The 14,393-nt window shown below is 73.9% G+C and carries 15 protein-coding genes; 6 read left to right on the top strand and 9 right to left on the bottom strand.

Going from position 1 to position 14,393, the window contains the following annotated elements:
• Window positions 1-158: 158 nt before the first annotated feature.
• A complete protein-coding gene (locus ACIHEI_RS07135; RefSeq protein ID WP_396606188.1) occupies window positions 159-1,349 on the top strand; it encodes an ROK family transcriptional regulator in 1,191 nt (396 codons plus the stop codon).
• Between the two features lie 18 nt (window positions 1,350-1,367).
• Here the strand turns inward: ACIHEI_RS07135 and ACIHEI_RS07130 are convergent, their stop codons facing one another.
• From ACIHEI_RS07130 to ACIHEI_RS07120, 3 genes are all read right to left on the bottom strand, one after another.
• Window positions 1,368-2,609, bottom strand: a complete 1,242-nt coding sequence (locus tag ACIHEI_RS07130; protein ID WP_396605963.1) for an RNA polymerase sigma factor — start codon at window positions 2,607-2,609, stop codon at window positions 1,368-1,370.
• 8 nt (window positions 2,610-2,617) lie between these two features.
• A complete protein-coding gene (locus tag ACIHEI_RS07125; protein WP_396605962.1) occupies window positions 2,618-2,989 on the bottom strand; it encodes a YciI family protein in 372 nt (123 codons plus the stop codon).
• Between the two features lie 90 nt (window positions 2,990-3,079).
• Window positions 3,080-3,892, bottom strand: coding sequence for a GNAT family N-acetyltransferase (locus ACIHEI_RS07120; protein WP_392948974.1), 813 nt, complete (start codon window positions 3,890-3,892; stop codon window positions 3,080-3,082).
• A 94-nt stretch (window positions 3,893-3,986) separates the two neighbouring features.
• On the opposite strand from ACIHEI_RS07120, the gene ACIHEI_RS07115 reads away from it, so the two are divergent.
• The 4 genes from ACIHEI_RS07115 to ACIHEI_RS07100 all read left to right on the top strand — a co-directional run bounded on the left by ACIHEI_RS07115 (window position 3,987) and on the right by ACIHEI_RS07100 (window position 6,087).
• Complete coding sequence (locus ACIHEI_RS07115; protein ID WP_392948977.1) at window positions 3,987-4,400, top strand: MerR family transcriptional regulator; 414 nt, start codon at window positions 3,987-3,989, stop codon at window positions 4,398-4,400.
• A gap of 19 nt (window positions 4,401-4,419) precedes the next feature.
• On the top strand, window positions 4,420-4,743 hold the full coding sequence (gene trxA / locus ACIHEI_RS07110; RefSeq protein ID WP_387639527.1) for a thioredoxin: 324 nt from the start codon (window positions 4,420-4,422) through the stop codon (window positions 4,741-4,743).
• 73 nt (window positions 4,744-4,816) lie between these two features.
• The gene (locus ACIHEI_RS07105) at window positions 4,817-5,239 is read left to right on the top strand and encodes a MarR family winged helix-turn-helix transcriptional regulator (protein WP_392948980.1); all 423 of its coding nucleotides are present in this window, start codon (window positions 4,817-4,819) and stop codon (window positions 5,237-5,239) included.
• Window positions 5,240-5,319: 80 nt separating this feature from the next.
• Entirely contained in the window at window positions 5,320-6,087 is a 768-nt protein-coding gene (locus tag ACIHEI_RS07100; protein WP_396605961.1) for a MerR family transcriptional regulator, read from the top strand.
• A 22-nt stretch (window positions 6,088-6,109) separates the two neighbouring features.
• Here ACIHEI_RS07100 and ACIHEI_RS07095 read toward each other — a convergent pair whose 3' ends face one another.
• From ACIHEI_RS07095 to ACIHEI_RS07085, 3 genes are all read right to left on the bottom strand, one after another.
• A complete protein-coding gene (locus ACIHEI_RS07095; RefSeq protein ID WP_392948982.1) occupies window positions 6,110-7,126 on the bottom strand; it encodes a helix-turn-helix domain-containing protein in 1,017 nt (338 codons plus the stop codon).
• A 378-nt stretch (window positions 7,127-7,504) separates the two neighbouring features.
• Window positions 7,505-8,995: an aminopeptidase P family protein gene (locus ACIHEI_RS07090; protein ID WP_396605960.1), complete on the bottom strand. Its 1,491-nt coding sequence runs from the start codon at window positions 8,993-8,995 to the stop codon at window positions 7,505-7,507.
• A gap of 127 nt (window positions 8,996-9,122) precedes the next feature.
• Window positions 9,123-10,493: a PP2C family protein-serine/threonine phosphatase gene (locus tag ACIHEI_RS07085; RefSeq protein ID WP_396605959.1), complete on the bottom strand. Its 1,371-nt coding sequence runs from the start codon at window positions 10,491-10,493 to the stop codon at window positions 9,123-9,125.
• Between the two features lie 349 nt (window positions 10,494-10,842).
• Here ACIHEI_RS07085 and ACIHEI_RS07080 point away from each other — a divergent pair, with 349 nt between their 5' ends.
• Window positions 10,843-11,499 carry a bifunctional DNA primase/polymerase gene (locus tag ACIHEI_RS07080; protein ID WP_387860573.1) on the top strand — a complete coding sequence of 219 codons (657 nt, stop codon included), beginning with the start codon at window positions 10,843-10,845 and terminating at the stop codon, window positions 11,497-11,499.
• A gap of 190 nt (window positions 11,500-11,689) precedes the next feature.
• On the opposite strand, the gene ACIHEI_RS07075 is transcribed toward ACIHEI_RS07080, so the two are convergent.
• The 3 genes from ACIHEI_RS07075 to ACIHEI_RS07065 all read right to left on the bottom strand — a co-directional run bounded on the left by ACIHEI_RS07075 (window position 11,690) and on the right by ACIHEI_RS07065 (window position 14,320).
• Complete coding sequence (locus ACIHEI_RS07075) at window positions 11,690-12,667, bottom strand: DUF5926 family protein (protein ID WP_387639509.1); 978 nt, start codon at window positions 12,665-12,667, stop codon at window positions 11,690-11,692.
• A gap of 65 nt (window positions 12,668-12,732) precedes the next feature.
• Window positions 12,733-13,269 (bottom strand): ATP-binding protein, encoded by a 537-nt coding sequence (locus ACIHEI_RS07070; protein WP_387639507.1) that lies wholly within the window; start codon window positions 13,267-13,269, stop codon window positions 12,733-12,735.
• A 238-nt stretch (window positions 13,270-13,507) separates the two neighbouring features.
• Window positions 13,508-14,320, bottom strand: a complete 813-nt coding sequence (locus ACIHEI_RS07065) for a glycerophosphodiester phosphodiesterase (protein ID WP_396605958.1) — start codon at window positions 14,318-14,320, stop codon at window positions 13,508-13,510.
• Window positions 14,321-14,393 lie beyond the last annotated feature (73 nt).

Genomic DNA, 14,393 nt, shown 5'->3' with positions numbered 1-14,393 from the left:
GCCCGTTGCCCGGGAAAGCGCGATCCCCCGGCGGCCGGGGGCCGTCGGGGGATCGGTGAGCGGGGAAGGTCAGTGCACGCGCAGCAGGGCGAGGTGGACGACGGTGGCCCGGGCGAGGTCCAGGGTGGCGCCGCGGCGGTGGCGGCGGGCTTCGGCGGATCCGGACCGCCCCCGCCCACCCGGCACCCTCGGCCCGCCGCCTGCGCACCCGGGCCACCCTGCTCGCCGTCCTCGGCGAACACGGCACGCTCAGCCGCGCCGAGATCAGCCGGCTCACCGGGCTCTCCCGCTCCGCCGTCAGCAGCGCCGTCACCGACCTGATCGACGAAGGACTCGCCGGCGAAACCGCCGCCACCACCGCCGCCGGACGGGGCCGCCGCGCCGCCGCCGTCACCCTGCGTCGCGCCCACGCCCTCGTTCTCGCCCTCGACTTCGGGCACACCCACGTCACCGCCGCCGTCGCCGACACCACCGGCACCGTACGCGGCGAGGCCACCGCCCGCCTCGACGTCGACAACCACCCCCGCGAGGTGCTGGCCGCCGCCCGCACCCTCGCCGACCGGGCACTCGCCGCCGCCGGCCACCCCCTGGACGCCATCACCGCCGTCGCCGCCGGCATCCCCGGCGCCCTCGACACCCGCACCAATGTGGTTCGCGCCCCCTCCACCCTTTCCCAGTGGATCGGCATGGACCCCGCCGCCGAACTCGGCCGGCTCTTCGGCCTGCCCGTCACCGTCGGCAACGACGCCGAGATGGGCGCCCGCGGCGAACGCGCCCACAGCGGCGGGAACGCCGTCAACGACCTGATCTACGTCAAGGCCTCCACCGGCATCGGCGCCGGACTGCTGCTCGGCGGACGCATCTACCGCGGCGCCAGCGGCATCTCCGGCGAGATCGGACACATCCAGCTCCCCGACACCGGCACCTGGTGCCGCTGCGGCAACCGCGGCTGCTTGGAGTCCGTCGCCTCCATCGTCGAGGTCCGCCGCCGCCTCGCCCACGTCCTCGCCCCCGGCGCCCGCCCCGACGAAAACGTCGAACTGCCGCCGCTCGGCGAACTCACCGACACCCCTGCCGCCGCCCGCGTCATCGGCGAAACCGGCCGCACCATCGGACGCGTCCTCGCCGACCTGGTCAACTGCCTCAACCCCGCCGCCATCGTGATCGGCGGCGAACTCGGCCTGGCCGGCACGCCGTTGATCAACGGCATCCGCGAGTCCGTCGACCGCTACGCACAGCCCGCCGTCGCCGAGGCCGTCGAGATCCGCGCCAGCCGGCTCGGCCTGCGCTCCGAACTGTACGGAGCGATCGACACCGCGGTGGCCGCGGCGGTCGGTCAACTGCCTTGATCGACACCGCGCCGGCCCCTAACGCAGCTGACGGGCCCGCTCCGCCAGGAAACGGCGCTCCGGCAGGCTCGGCGCCAGCGCGGACGCCCGGCGGAACACCTCCGCCGCGGCCTCCGCCTCGCCGGTGCGGGCCAGCAGTTCGGCCCGCACCGCCAGAAAACGGTGGTGCCGGCCCAACACCCGCTCCAGCGCTTCGAGTTCCTTCAGCGCGAGCTCCGCGCCGTGCACCTCCGCCAGCGCCACCAGCCGGCCCAGTTCCGGCATCGGGCCGGGCGCCACCCGCACCAGCAGGTCGTACAGCGCCAGGATCTGCGGCCAGTCGGTGGCCGCCACGTCCGGCGCCTCGTCGTGCAGCGCCGCGATCGCCGCCTGCAACTGGTACGGGCCCACCCGGCCGTGCGGCAGCGCCCGTTCCACCAGCGCCACGCCCTCGGCGATCGCCGCCGCGTCCCAGCGCGTCCGGTTCTGCTCCGCCAGCGGCACCAGCTCCCCGCCCGGGCCGGTCCGCGACGGGCGCCGGGCGTCGGTGAGCAGCATCAGCGCCAGCAGGCCCATCACCTCGGCGTCCGCGGGCAGCGACCGGTGCAGCAGCCTGGTCAGCCGGATCGCCTCGTCGGACAGCCGGGGGGTGGTCAGGTCCTCGCCGGAGGTGGCGGTGTAGCCCTCGTTGAACACCAGGTACAGCACCTGCAGCACCTCGCGCAGCCGCTCCACCGTCTCGCCCGGCTCCGGCAGCACGAACCGCAGCCCGGACGAACGGATGGTCTGCTTCGCCCGGCTGATCCGCTGCGCCATGGTCGCCTCCGGCACCAGGAACGCCGCCGCGATCTGCGCCGTGCTCAGGCCGCCGACGGCGCGCAGCGTCAGCGCGATCCGGCTCGGCGCGGTCAGCGCCGGGTGGCAGCACAGGAACAGCAGCGCCAGCGAGTCGTCCCGGTCCGCGGCGGGGTCGGCGTCGGCCGCCCGGCCCAGCAGCTCGGACTGCGGCGTGGCCAGGAACAGCCGCTCCTCGCGTTCGCGCCGGGCCCGGTCCGCGCGCACCAGATCGACCAGCCGGCGCGCCGCCACCGTCACCAGCCAGCCGCGCGGGTTCGCCGGCCGGCCCTGCCGCGGCCACTGTGTCGCGGCCGCCAGCAGCGCCTCCTGCACCGCGTCCTCGCAGCTGTCGAACGCGCCGGGGTGGCGGCGCAGCAGCACCGCCAGGACCTGGGGCGCGAGTTCGCGCAGCAGGTCCTGGTCGGCGGGTGCCCGGTCGGTCATGACGCGGTTCAGTCCGTCATCGGCGTCTCGTGCAGGATCGGCCACAGCTCGACCGGCTCCTGGTCCGCCCACGGCATGTCGGCGGCGATCTCCAGCGCCCGCTGCTCGTTCTCGCAGTCCAGCAGGTAGAAGCTCGCCATGTACTCCTTGGTCTCCAGGTACGGCCCGTCGCTCACCGCGGGCAGCCCGTCCTGGCGGCGCACCAGCCGGCTGGCGGCAGCGTCGCCGAGGCCGTACGCGCCGATCAGTTCGCCGGTCTCGCGGTAGCGCTGGTTGAACGCGTCCTGCTGGGCGATCGCCGCCGGCCACTCCTCGGCCGAGATGGACGCCCACTTCTCCTGGTTGCCGTAGGTCATCAGCAGGTACTTCACGCGGACCACGTCCTCTGTGTCGGTGGGTGCTTGTGTCCACTGGTCGGAGCGGAGCGGTGCTTCTCTACACGGAGTGGCGCTTCTCCGCACGGGGCGACGTTATTCGGCGGAGGCGGTCGGCGGTGTCCAGACGTACGGCGTGGTGGTGGTGACGGCGTGCATGCCGAGGCGGCGCAGGATCGGGGTGCTGTCGGGGGAGGCGTCGACCTGGAGGTAGCGGATGCCGTGGTCGAGGGCCCAGCGGGCGCGGTGGGCTACCAGCGAGCGGTAGATGCCGCGGCCGCGCCAGGCGGCCAGCGTGGAGCCGCCCCAGAGGCCGGCGAACTCGGTGCCGGGGGTGCGGGTCAGCCAGGCGGCGGAGACCACCTCGGGGGTGGGGGTGTCGGTCTCGGCGACCAGTACCAGGAAGCCCTCGGGGTCGGCGGCGGCGTTCTCGGTGAGGTCGCCGACCAGCCAGCTCCAGTCCTGGCCCCAGACCTCGCCCTGCAGCGCGGCGATCCGCCGCATGTCGGTGCGGGCGGTGACCCGGCGCAGCGTGATGCCGTCGGGCGCGGGGGTGGGGGTGGCGAGTTCGGCGGCCAGTCCGATCAGGACGGTCTCCGGGTCCTCGGCGACGAAGCCGGCCGCGGTCAGCCGTTCCGGGAGGTCGGCGGGCAGGTCGTGGCCGCGGGTCTTCCATTCGACGCTCTCGCCGCGGGCGGTGAAGAAGTCGCGCTGCCGGGCGATCAGCGCGTCGAGCTCGGCGCCGTCCAGGCCGAGGTCGGCGGACGGGGAGGTCACGAAGCCGCGGAAGCCGCCGCTCTTGCGCAGCAGCGGGCCGTCGGAGTCCCGGGTCTCGCCGTCGCGGACGGGGCCGAGGCCGCGCATGTGCTCGTCGTAGGCCGCGAGCAGGGCCGTGGTCAGGTCGGTCACCAGGCGAGGGTAAACGATCTTGTCCGGCGCTTTCCGGCAATTCTCGGGAATGCCACTGGCGTTGACGCCGGGGTGAAGGTCTAGCGTCGGAGCCATGCGGATCGGCGAGCTGGCACAGCGGGCGGGGACCACCACCAGGACGCTGCGGTACTACGAGTCGCGGGGGCTGCTGCCCGCGCGGCGCGGCGGGAACGGGTACCGGGCGTACGACGAGGAGGACCTGCGTCTGCTGCGGCAGATCCGGGTGCTGCAGGACTTCGGGTTCGAGCTGGAGGACACCCGGCCGTTCGTGGAGTGCCTGCGGGCCGGGCATCCGGCCGGTGACTCCTGCCCGGCCTCGCTGGAGGTGTACCGGGCGAAACTGGCCGAACTGGACGCCATGGTGGCCCGGTTGAGCGAGGTCCGGGATCAGGTGGCGGCCCAGCTGACCCAGGCCGAGGCGGCGCGCGACGCGCTGGCCGCGGCGGACCGGGAGCCGCGCTGCGAGCTGGTCCGCGACCACGAGTGAACGACGAGGGGAGAATCCGATGAGTGGCGTGCAGACCGTGACCGACCAGGACTTCGCGAGCGAGGTGCTGGCGGCGAAGGGCCCGGTGCTGGTGGAGTTCACCGCCGACTGGTGCCCGCCGTGCCGCCAGCTGGCGCCGGTGCTGGCCGAGGTGGCCGAGGAGCAGGCGGGCAAGCTGAAGATCGTCGCGCTGGACGTGGACCGCAACCCGGAGACCCAGGCCGCGTACGGCGTCCTGTCGATGCCCACCCTGATGGTCTTCCAGGGCGGCGAGCCGGTCCGCTCCCTGGTCGGCGCCCGGGCCAAGGCCCGCCTGCTGCGCGAGCTGGACGACCTGCTGTAGGACGCCGGTCGGCGCGGGCGGGCGGGTGCCCCTACGGTGGGTCGCAACACCGCACGACGAAGGAGTCACCGCCATGCCCGACCGCGACGCCGCGCTGGACACCATTCAGCGCGAGCTCACCGCGTTCGCCCGCCGGGCCCGCCACAAGGCAGCCCAGCTGCATCCCGAGCTGTCGCTGGTCACGTACAGCATGCTCGACCTGGTCAAGGAGCGCGGCTCGTGCCGGGCGGCGGACCTGGCGGCGCACTTCATGCTCGACAAGTCCACCGTCAGCCGGCAGGTCGGCGCGCTGGAGCGGCTCGGGCTGCTGGGCCGCCAGGCCGACCCGGACGACCAGCGCGGGCAGCTGCTGCACCTGACCGACGCCGGGGAGCAGCTGCTGGCGGAGGCGTACGAGCAGCGGCGGCGGGCCTTCACCGACCGTTTCACCTCCTGGGACGACGAGGACCTGGAGCGGTTCGCCGGCTACCTGGTCCGCTACGGCGCGTCCGAATAGCCCTGCGGCCGGGCCGGCTTGACCCTCACGCGACGTGAGGCCGGAGGCTGGTGCGCAGCGGGAGGGAAGGAGGCGACGCGATGAGCGGATACACGGTGGGACAGCTCGCCCACCTCGCCGGAGTGACGGTGCGCACCCTGCACCACTACGACGAGATCGGGCTGCTGTCGCCCAGCGGCCGCACCCCGGCCGGCTACCGGCGGTACAACGACGCCGAGCTGGACCGGTTGCAGCAGGTGCTGTTCTATCGCGAACTCGGCTTCCCGCTGGAGGAGATCGCGGCGATCCTGGACGACCGCTCGGTCAGCCCGACCGAGCACCTGCGCCGGCAGCGCGAGCTGATCGGCGACCGGATCAGGAAGTTGGAGGACCTCGCCGCGGCAGTCGAACGAGCGATGGAGGCAAGGACGTTGGGCATTCAGCTGACCCCGGAGGAGAAGTTCGAGGTGTTCGGCAAGGGCTACCAGGAGAGCTGGGAGGACGAGGCCGAGCAGCGCTGGGGCGACACCGACGCCTGGAAGCAGTCCCAGCAGAAGACCTCGAAGTACACCAAGGCGGACTGGGAGCGGATCAAGGAGGAGGCCGACGCCATCAACGACGCCCTGGTGGCGGCGTTCACGGCCGGCGCGGCCCCCGACAGCCCGGAGGCGATGGACGCCGCCGAACGGCACCGTGACCACATCGGCCTGAACTTCTACGAGTGCGCCCCGCAGATGCACCGCTGCCTCGGCGACATGTACGTCGCCGACCCGCGGTTCACCGCCACCTACGAGCAGCTCGCCCCGGGCCTCGCCGGGTGGCTGCGGGACGCGATCCACGCCAACGCGGACCGGCAGGAGCGGTCCTGACGGTGCGCCGGCCGGGCCGGCGTCACGCGGCCCGGCCGAAGGTGCGCCGGTAGGCGGTGGGCGAGGTGCGCATGGTGCGGCCGAAGTGGTGGCGGAAGGTCGCCGCCGACTCGAAGCCCACCGCCGCGGCGATCTCCTCGACGCTGCCTTCCGGCGATTCCAGCAGCGGCAGGCTGGCCGCGATCCGCTGGATCGCCACCCACCGCATCGGGCTGACCCCGTTGCGGGCGGTGAAGTGCCGCAGGTACGAGCGGTCGGACATGCCGGCCGCCCGGGCCAGCAGCGGTACGGTCAGCGGCCGGGCGAGCTGGTCCAGCGCCCAGCGCATCGACCGGGCCACCCCGTCCTCGGGCTCGTCCACCGGCCGCACCGCGGCTTCGACGTACTGGGCCTGCCCGCCGTCCCGGTGCGGCGGGGCGACGAAGCGGCGGGCGACGGTGTTGGCGACCTTGGCGCCGTGGTCCTGCCGGACCAGGTGCAGGCACAGGTCGATGCCGGCGGCGCTGCCCGCACTGGTCAGCACCTGGCCGTTGTCCACGTACAGCACGTCCGGGTCGACCCGGACGTCCGGGTGGCGGCGGCGCAGTTCGTCGGCCCACCGCCAGTGGGTGGTGGCGGGCAGGCCGTCGAGCAGTCCGGCGGCGGCCAGCGCGAAGGCGCCGGAGCAGATCGACACCACCCGGGCGCCGCGGGCGTGCGCGGTGCGCAGCGCGGCGACCACGGCGGGCGGCACCTGGCCGTACGGGTCGGGCACCCCGACCACCACGGCGGTGTCGGCTGCGGCGAGTTCCTCCAGGCCGTGCCGGGGGGTCAGGGTGAAGCCGCCGACCGCTTCCAGCGGGTGTCCGGGCCGCTCCGCGCACACCCGGACGTCGTACCAGGGGGCGGCCAGCAGCCCGGCGAGTTCGGGGCGGGCGAGGGCGAACACCTCGACCACCACCCCGAGTTCGAACGGGGCCATGCCCGCGAAGGCGTACACGGCGACGGTGTGCACGGGCGCCGGGCGCTTTCCGATGGTGACGGGCACGGGCTCGGCCATGTGGTGCTCCAGGTGCGGCCGTTGGCGGGACGCGGCGAGTGTAGCGGCCCGTGCCGCCGCCGTGCCGCGCGCCGGGCCGGGGCGGATCGGGTGCGTCCGGGCGGTGCCGCAGGCTGACCGGACGGTGGCGGAAAACCTTTGGAACTGAGCGGCGGCCGCCCGGGAGGATGGGGTCGACAGCACGCGCGGGCAGCGGCAGCGCCCTTCGCGGACCTCACCACACCCCTACTCCGGAGAGCAGCCATGTTCACGCCCGGCCGTGCCCGTTTCGAGAAGATTGTCGTGATCGCCGCCGTCCGCTCCGGGTGGGGCCGACGGCACTGAGCGCACCGAAGCCCCCGCCGGCGGACCGGACGGGGGCTTCGGGGCGACGCTGTGTCAGCCGTTCAGCGAGGCCATCCAGGCCTCCACCTCGTCGGCCTGCCGGGGCAGGCCCACCGACAGGTTCTCGTTGCCGTCGGCGGTGACCAGGATGTCGTCCTCGATCCGGACACCGATGCCGCGGTACTCCTCGGGGACGGTCAGGTCGTCGGCCTGGAAGTACAGGCCGGGCTCGACAGTCAGCACCATGCCGGGCTCCAGCACCGCGTCCACGTAGCTCTCGCGGCGGGCGTGCGCGCAGTCGTGGACGTCCAGGCCGAGCATGTGGCCGGTGCCGTGCAGGGTCCAGCGGCGCTGCAGGCCGAGCTCCAGCACCTTCTCCACGTCGTACACCGAGGCGTCGATCAGGCCCCACTCCAGCAGGCGCTCGGCGAGCACCCGCTGCGCGGCGTCGTGGAAGTCGCGGAAGGTTCCGCCGGGGCGGACGGCGGCGATGCCGGCCTCCTGGGCGTCGTACACCGCGTCGTAGATCTTGCGCTGCAGCGGGTTGAACCGGCCGTCGATCGGCAGCGTGCGGGTGACGTCGGCGGTGTACAGCGTGCTGGTCTCCACGCCGGCGTCGAGCAGCAGCAGCTCGCCGGGGCGGACGTCACCGTCGTTGCGCACCCAGTGCAGGGTGGTGGCGTGCGGGCCGGCCGCGGCGATGGTGCCGTAGCCGACATCGTTGCCCTCGACCCGGGCGCGGCGCCAGAAGGTGCCCTCGATCCAGCGCTCGGAGGTGGCGACGGCCTGACCGAGCTCGCGCACCACGTCGGTGAAGCCGTTGACGGTCGAGGTGCAGGCGGCCCGCAGCTCGCCGATCTCCCACTCGTCCTTGACCAGGCGCAGCTCGGACAGGAACACCGTCAGCTCGTCGTCCTTCTCGGCGTCGAGCTGCTCGGCGAGGGCGGTCTCCAGGGCGGCGTCGTAGCCGCGCACCAGGCGGGTCGGGACGGTGGCCGCGGCCAGCTCCTCGGCGGCCTTGCGGACGTCCCGCACGGGCAGGCCGTACAGCTGCTCGGCCTCGGCGTGCGAGTTGCGGCGGCCGACCCACAGTTCGCCCTGGCCGCTGAGCCAGAACTCGCCGTTCTCCCGGTCGGAGCGCGGCAGCAGGTACAGCACGAAGTCGTGGCCGCCCTCGACGGGCTCGCCGACCAGGACCGCGTCCTCGGTCTGGTTGCCGGTCAGGTGCACGTACTCGCTGGCGGCGCGGAACGCGTACTCGGTGTCGTTGGCGCGGGTGCGCAGGTTGCCGGCCGGAACGACCAGCCGCTCGCCCGGGAAGGCGGCGGACAGCTTGGCGCGGCGCTCGGCCGCGTACGGGGCCTGGGCGACCGGCTGCAGGCCGTGCAGTTCGGTGTCGGCCCAGCCGGAACGCATGGACGCGGCGAGTTCGTCGGAGATTTCGCCGTACAGGCCGTTCTTGCGGCTCTTGATCGGCTCGTCCTCCTCGCCGTCGGCGGTCCCTTCGGGGTTCTCGGACTCCGCCGGGCTGCGGTCCTCGGTCACTACGTCGCCTCCTTGCGCGTGGTACCGCCCCGCACTCCCCGGGTCGCGGGGCGCGAGGGCGGACGTCGCCCCCATGGTACGTAGGGCCGTTCCAGTGAAGAAAGGCTGTTCGAGCTGCGGTTTCGTGCTACTCGAAGCGGGCCGCCAGCAGCACCAGGTCGTCCTCGCCCGGCTCCTCGCCGCCGGCCTCGGCCAGCAGGTGGTCGCAGAGCCGCTCCGGGTCCAGCCGGATGTCGCGGGGGGCGTCCGCGGCGGCCCGGCGCAGCGCGCTCTGCCCGGCGTGCAGGTTGGACCCGAACCGGCGGGCCAGGCCCTCGGTGTACAGCACCAGCACGTCGCCGCGCTCCGCGGTGAGCTCCACCCCGGGCGCCTCCCAGCAGCTGAGCATGCCGAGCGGCGCGGACAGCGAGGTCTCGACGAAGTTCGCCCCGTACCGGGTGAGCAGCACCGGCGGGCAGTTCGCCGCCCCGGCCAGCGCGATCCGGCGCTCGGCGGGGTCGACGTTGGCGTACACGGCGGTCGCCGAACGGGTCGGCTCGGTGGTCTTCAGCAGCAGCTCGAGGTCGCCGAGCACCGACACCGGGTCCTCGCCCTCCAGCACCGCGTAGGCGCGCAGCGCGGCCCGCACCCGGCCCATCGCGGCGGCGGCGCCGACGCCCGCGCCCGGTCCGGCGCTGGGGCCGCCGCCGAGCACGCTGCCGACGGTCAGCGCCAGGGTGTCGTCCGGCAGCGGGACCGCGTCGTACCAGTCGCTGCCCGCGGCGTGCTCCAGCGCGGCGGGCACGCAGCGGGCGGCGATCCGCAGGCCGGGCCGGGCGGGCAGGTGGTCGGGGAGCAGTGAGCGGCGCAGCGCGGCGGCGGCGCGCACCGCCCGGTCGGCCTCCAGCTGGCGGGCCAGCAGCGGGGAGGCGAACTCGCAGTAGCGGCGCACCAGGTGTTCGCGGCGTTCGTCGGGGCGGCCCGGTTCGTCGTAGAACCAGACGGCGGCGCCGAGCGCGCCCTCGCGTGCGGTGGCCAGCGGCAGCGCGTAGCAGGCGCCGAGGCCGAGTCGGGCGGCGATCTCGCGGAACCGGGGGCCGACCGTCGGGTCGGTGGCCAGGTCGGAGATCAGCAGCCGGCCGGTGGCGCCGGGGAGGCTGAGCAGGTCGGCGAACGGGCCGTGCTCGGCGGGGATGGTCTCCAGCTGGCCGAGCGTCGCCGGGTCCAGGCCGAGGCCGACCGGCCGGGCCAGCGTGCGGGCCGGCCCGGGCCGCAGGGTGACCACCAGGCCGCGGCGGGCGCCGAGCAGTGCCGCGCCGGAGTCCAGCAGCGCGTCGAGGGTGCCGGGCAGCCCGTCGGCCCGGGCCAGCAGCTCCAAGTGCTCCTGGAGGCTGGTGAAATCGGACAGCCATCCGGCCAAACGGTCCTGCAGATCCGCCGAGGGCACCTCGCCGAGTTCCGGCAGCAGCACCGGCTCGGACCTCAGGGCCTCGGCCTCCAGCGGCTGGACGTCGGTCATGTCGCAACTCCCCACAATCCGGAACGTGTCACGCAGGAGCCCCGAGACCGACCGAAAACGATGTCTTTACTCACTACTCGGCACGATTCCCCCACTTGTACACAGGCCGATCGGGGCATGTCCAGGACTGCGACGGGCCGAACGTGCCAGGGATCGTACGGCGAGGCCCCGCAGGTGCCACCCGGGGCGCCGGGCACTCACTCGTACGGTGGAACCGGCGTCGGCGGAGGCGCGTCCATCCGGACGTATGGGGGATTCTCGTTCCAGCGGAGCGGCGTGGGCATGAGCGCGCCCGCACCCGCCCGCACCCCCGGCCCAGGCCGACCGACGCGGAGAGGAACGAGCCGCCATGCGCCGACACAGCCAAGAGCCGCTGACCGAGCGGGTCGGCCAGTGGTGGCCGGGCCGCCGAGGCCGGACGCTGGCGCTGGCCGCCGCGCTGCAGGCCGCCGTCGGCTGCGGCTGGCCGGTGGTGCCGGGGGCGCGGGCGCTGCGCGGACCGGCCTGCTCGTGCCCGGACCGGCTCTGTCCGGCGCCCGGCGCGCACCCGTGCGACCCGCCGCTGGAGGCGGCCACCACCGATCCGCGGATGGTCCGGCACTGGTGGGAGCGGCGCGCGCCGGGCGCGCCGGTGCTGGCGGCCACCGGCCGGTCGCTGTGCGCGGTGAGCCTGCCCCGCGCGGCCGGGCCGTGGCTGCTGCGGCACCTGGACGAGACCGGCGTCCCGTTCGGCCCGGTGCTCGGCGCGCCGGGCCGGTTCGTGCTGCTGACCGCGCCGTACACGCTGCCGGAGCTGGGCGCGCTGCTGTCCGAACGGCCGTGGGTGCCGGGTACGTTGCGCTATCACGGGCCGGGCGGCTACCTGGTGCTGCCGCCTTCGCGGACGGGCGCGGGCCCGGTGCACTGGGTACGCCGCCCCGGCCACGGCCGGCCCTGGCTGCCCGAGGTCGGCACCCTGCTGGGCGGGTTGATCACCGCGAGCGCGGTCGCCCTGCCGTACTGCTGACCTTCCGTCAGGTCCGTTGCACAGTAGGCCCGGAGACAAAAAAGGCCCGACCGCTGGCGACGGGGGATGCACCAGCGGTCGGACTGTTCAAACAGTAACAAAGATCCGGCTCCGCGCCAATTTGTCCACGCCGAAAGGACCTTGGGATTTTCGGCCGTCTGGCGGAAATGTGACGCCGGTCACTGCCCTGCTAGTTGAGGGTGATCTGACGGTTCACCAGGTTGGCGCGGGCGCGGCGCTCCTCGGCGGTCAGCGGCGCGGGCGCGGCCAGCACCTCGGCCAGCTTCGCGGCGAACTCGACGGCGGGCTTCTCCACCTCGGCGGCGGTCATGTCCACCGGCAGGTCCCACACCGGCACGGTCAGGCCGTGCGCCCGGAACGAGCCGACCAGCTTGGTGTTCTCGCCCAGCGAGCTCTCGCCGGCCGCCGTCAGCCGGGCCAGCGCGTCCAGCAGCTGCTCCTCCGGCACGGTCATCACCCAGCGCAGGTGGTTCTTGTCCGGGGTGCCGCACCAGTACGCGGAGTCCACGCCGGCCAGCTTCTCGGTCGGGATCGCCGAGGCGTTCGCCCGCTCCAGCGACGCCGCCACCTCGCCGGTCGCCGACTCGGCGTCCTCCAGCCAGAATTCGAACCCGGTGAACACGGTGGGCACGAAGTCGGCCGTGGTGTCGAGCAGTTCCTGCAGGCGGCGGCCGCCCGGGTTGGTCCGGCGGGCCGGCACCGGGGTGCCCGGCTCGGTCGCCAGCGCCAGCTCCAGCGCGTCCGCCAGGTCACGGCTCAGGTCGCCCGAGGACGACTGGGTCTGCAGGCCCAGCAGGATCGAGCCGTCCGCCCGCCGCAGCGCCGGCCAGGCCAGCGGCAGCACCGTCGCCAGCGTCACCGACGGGACGGTGCCGACGGCCTCCTCGGCCACCCCGGCGGCCAGCGTCAGCGGCACGGTGGCGGCCGGCACCAGCTCGCGCAGCGCCACCCAGTCCGCCTCGCCCGGCAGGCCCTCGAACGGCCGGTGCACCAACTCCTGCACCGCGTGCGCCGCCTCGCGGCCGTGGCAGGCCTTGTACCGGCGGCCCGAGCCGCACGGGCACGCCTCGCGCGCTCCGACGACCGGGATCTCGCCCTCGACGACGGTGGACTGGCTGGGCTGCTTCTTCGCGGCCTTCTTGGCCATGGTGCGGCTCTCCCGGGGACGTCGGACTTTGCACCGCGCAGCCTACTTCGCCCGCGGCCCGGGATTCAGGCGCTGCGCCGCTCCCCGCCGCCCACCACCTGCTCGAACACCGGCAGCTCCGCCCACACCGTCACCTGACCGGGGGCGTGCCGCACCCCCCAGTCCCGGGCCAGCTTGCCGACGATGCTCAGCCCCCGGCCGCCGTGCGCCGACACCGACGGGCTGGCCGGCACCGGCCGGGTGGTCGCCCCACCGTCCGTCACCTCGAGGGTCAGCAGACCGTCCCCGCGCATCCGCCAACTCCACAGCACCGTACCGATCTCCGCGTCGTCATCGCCGTGCGGATGCCACTCGGACGATCTGTCCGCCTCGTCGGGATCATCGGCCGGCAGCGGTCTGGCATGACGACAGGAATTGCTGAGCAGTTCGGAGAGGATCAACACCGCGTCGTCAATCACCCCGTCCGGTATCGAGCGATCACCGAGATCGTTGCGCAGCCTCCGTCGCGCGGTCGAAACACTGGCCGGACCGTGCGGAACGGCCATGGCCGATGAGGTCGACCCGGCCTGAACTGGCAAAGCTCGCGCCACCATCAACGCCACCCCCGGACCTCCTTCAGCTTCTGCCGAGGGATGGATGCCCGCCGTTAATGCATCGGAAACGGGAGTTCGACGATCCGATCGCGGCATTAACGAGATCCGCACGACGGGCGGCCAAAAGGTGAGGAGCGTCTCACCTTCGGTCTCACCGGGGGGCTTGTCCGAATGGCCAACAGGAAATACCCCGTTCGGTATTTCTGTCACGCCTATGGGGCGCGGGTGCCACCCGCCGGTTGCGCGGTCAGCGGCCCAACTGGGCCAGTACGTCGGCCGGTCGATTGGTGATCAGCGCCTCCACGCCCAGTTCCAGGCAGAGTTCGACGTCCTCGGGGCGGTCCACCGTCCACACGTGCACCCGGTGGCCGGCCCGGCGCAGCGCCCGGATCAGGTCCGGGTCGCGGCGCACCAGCGAGATGCCCGGGCCGGCGATCGACGCGCCGCCCGGCAGCGCCTTGGTGCGGCCCAGCAGCGGCACCGGGCGCTCCCACAGGTACACCCGGGGCACCGCCGGGGCGTTCCGGCGGACCCGGTGCAGGGCCAGCTCCGAGAAGCTCATCACCCGCACCGTGGACTCCTCCGGCGTGGCCGGCAGCAGCCCGAACCGGCCGAGCATCCGCAGCAGTTCGGACTCCACCCGGCCCGCGTACCGCACCGGGTGCTTGGTCTCGATGGCCAGCTCCACCCGCCGCCCGGTGTCCGCGACCAGCTCCAGCAGCCGCTCCAGGGTCAGCACGGAGCTGCGCCGCGGCTGCTCCGGGTGCTTCCACGAGCCGAAGTCCAGCGCGGACAGCTGGGCCAGCGTCATGGTCGACACCACGCCCTGCCCGTCCGAGGTGCGGCGGACGTTGCGGTCGTGCACGCACACCAACTGCCCGTCGGCGGTGACCCGGACGTCGCACTCCAGCCCGTCCGCGCCCTCCTCCAGCGCCCGCTTGTAGGCCTCCTCGGTGTGCTCCGGAAGGGCCGCGGAGGACCCTCGGTGGGCGATCACCTTGACCGCGGAGCGGTCGATCGGAGCGGGGAGCGGGGCCGAGGCGCTGTGCTGGGTGTTCACGTCAACCAGCCTACGCGGCACCGGATGACGGGTGGCTTCCGATCCGGCAACACTGCGGTGAACAGCCCTTGAT

This window comes from Kitasatospora sp. NPDC051984 (assembly GCF_044593455.1).
GTDB lineage: Bacteria > Actinomycetota > Actinomycetes > Streptomycetales > Streptomycetaceae > Kitasatospora.
Note: the sequence above shows the minus strand (reverse complement) of the source record. Positions and strands in the feature narration are given on the sequence as shown.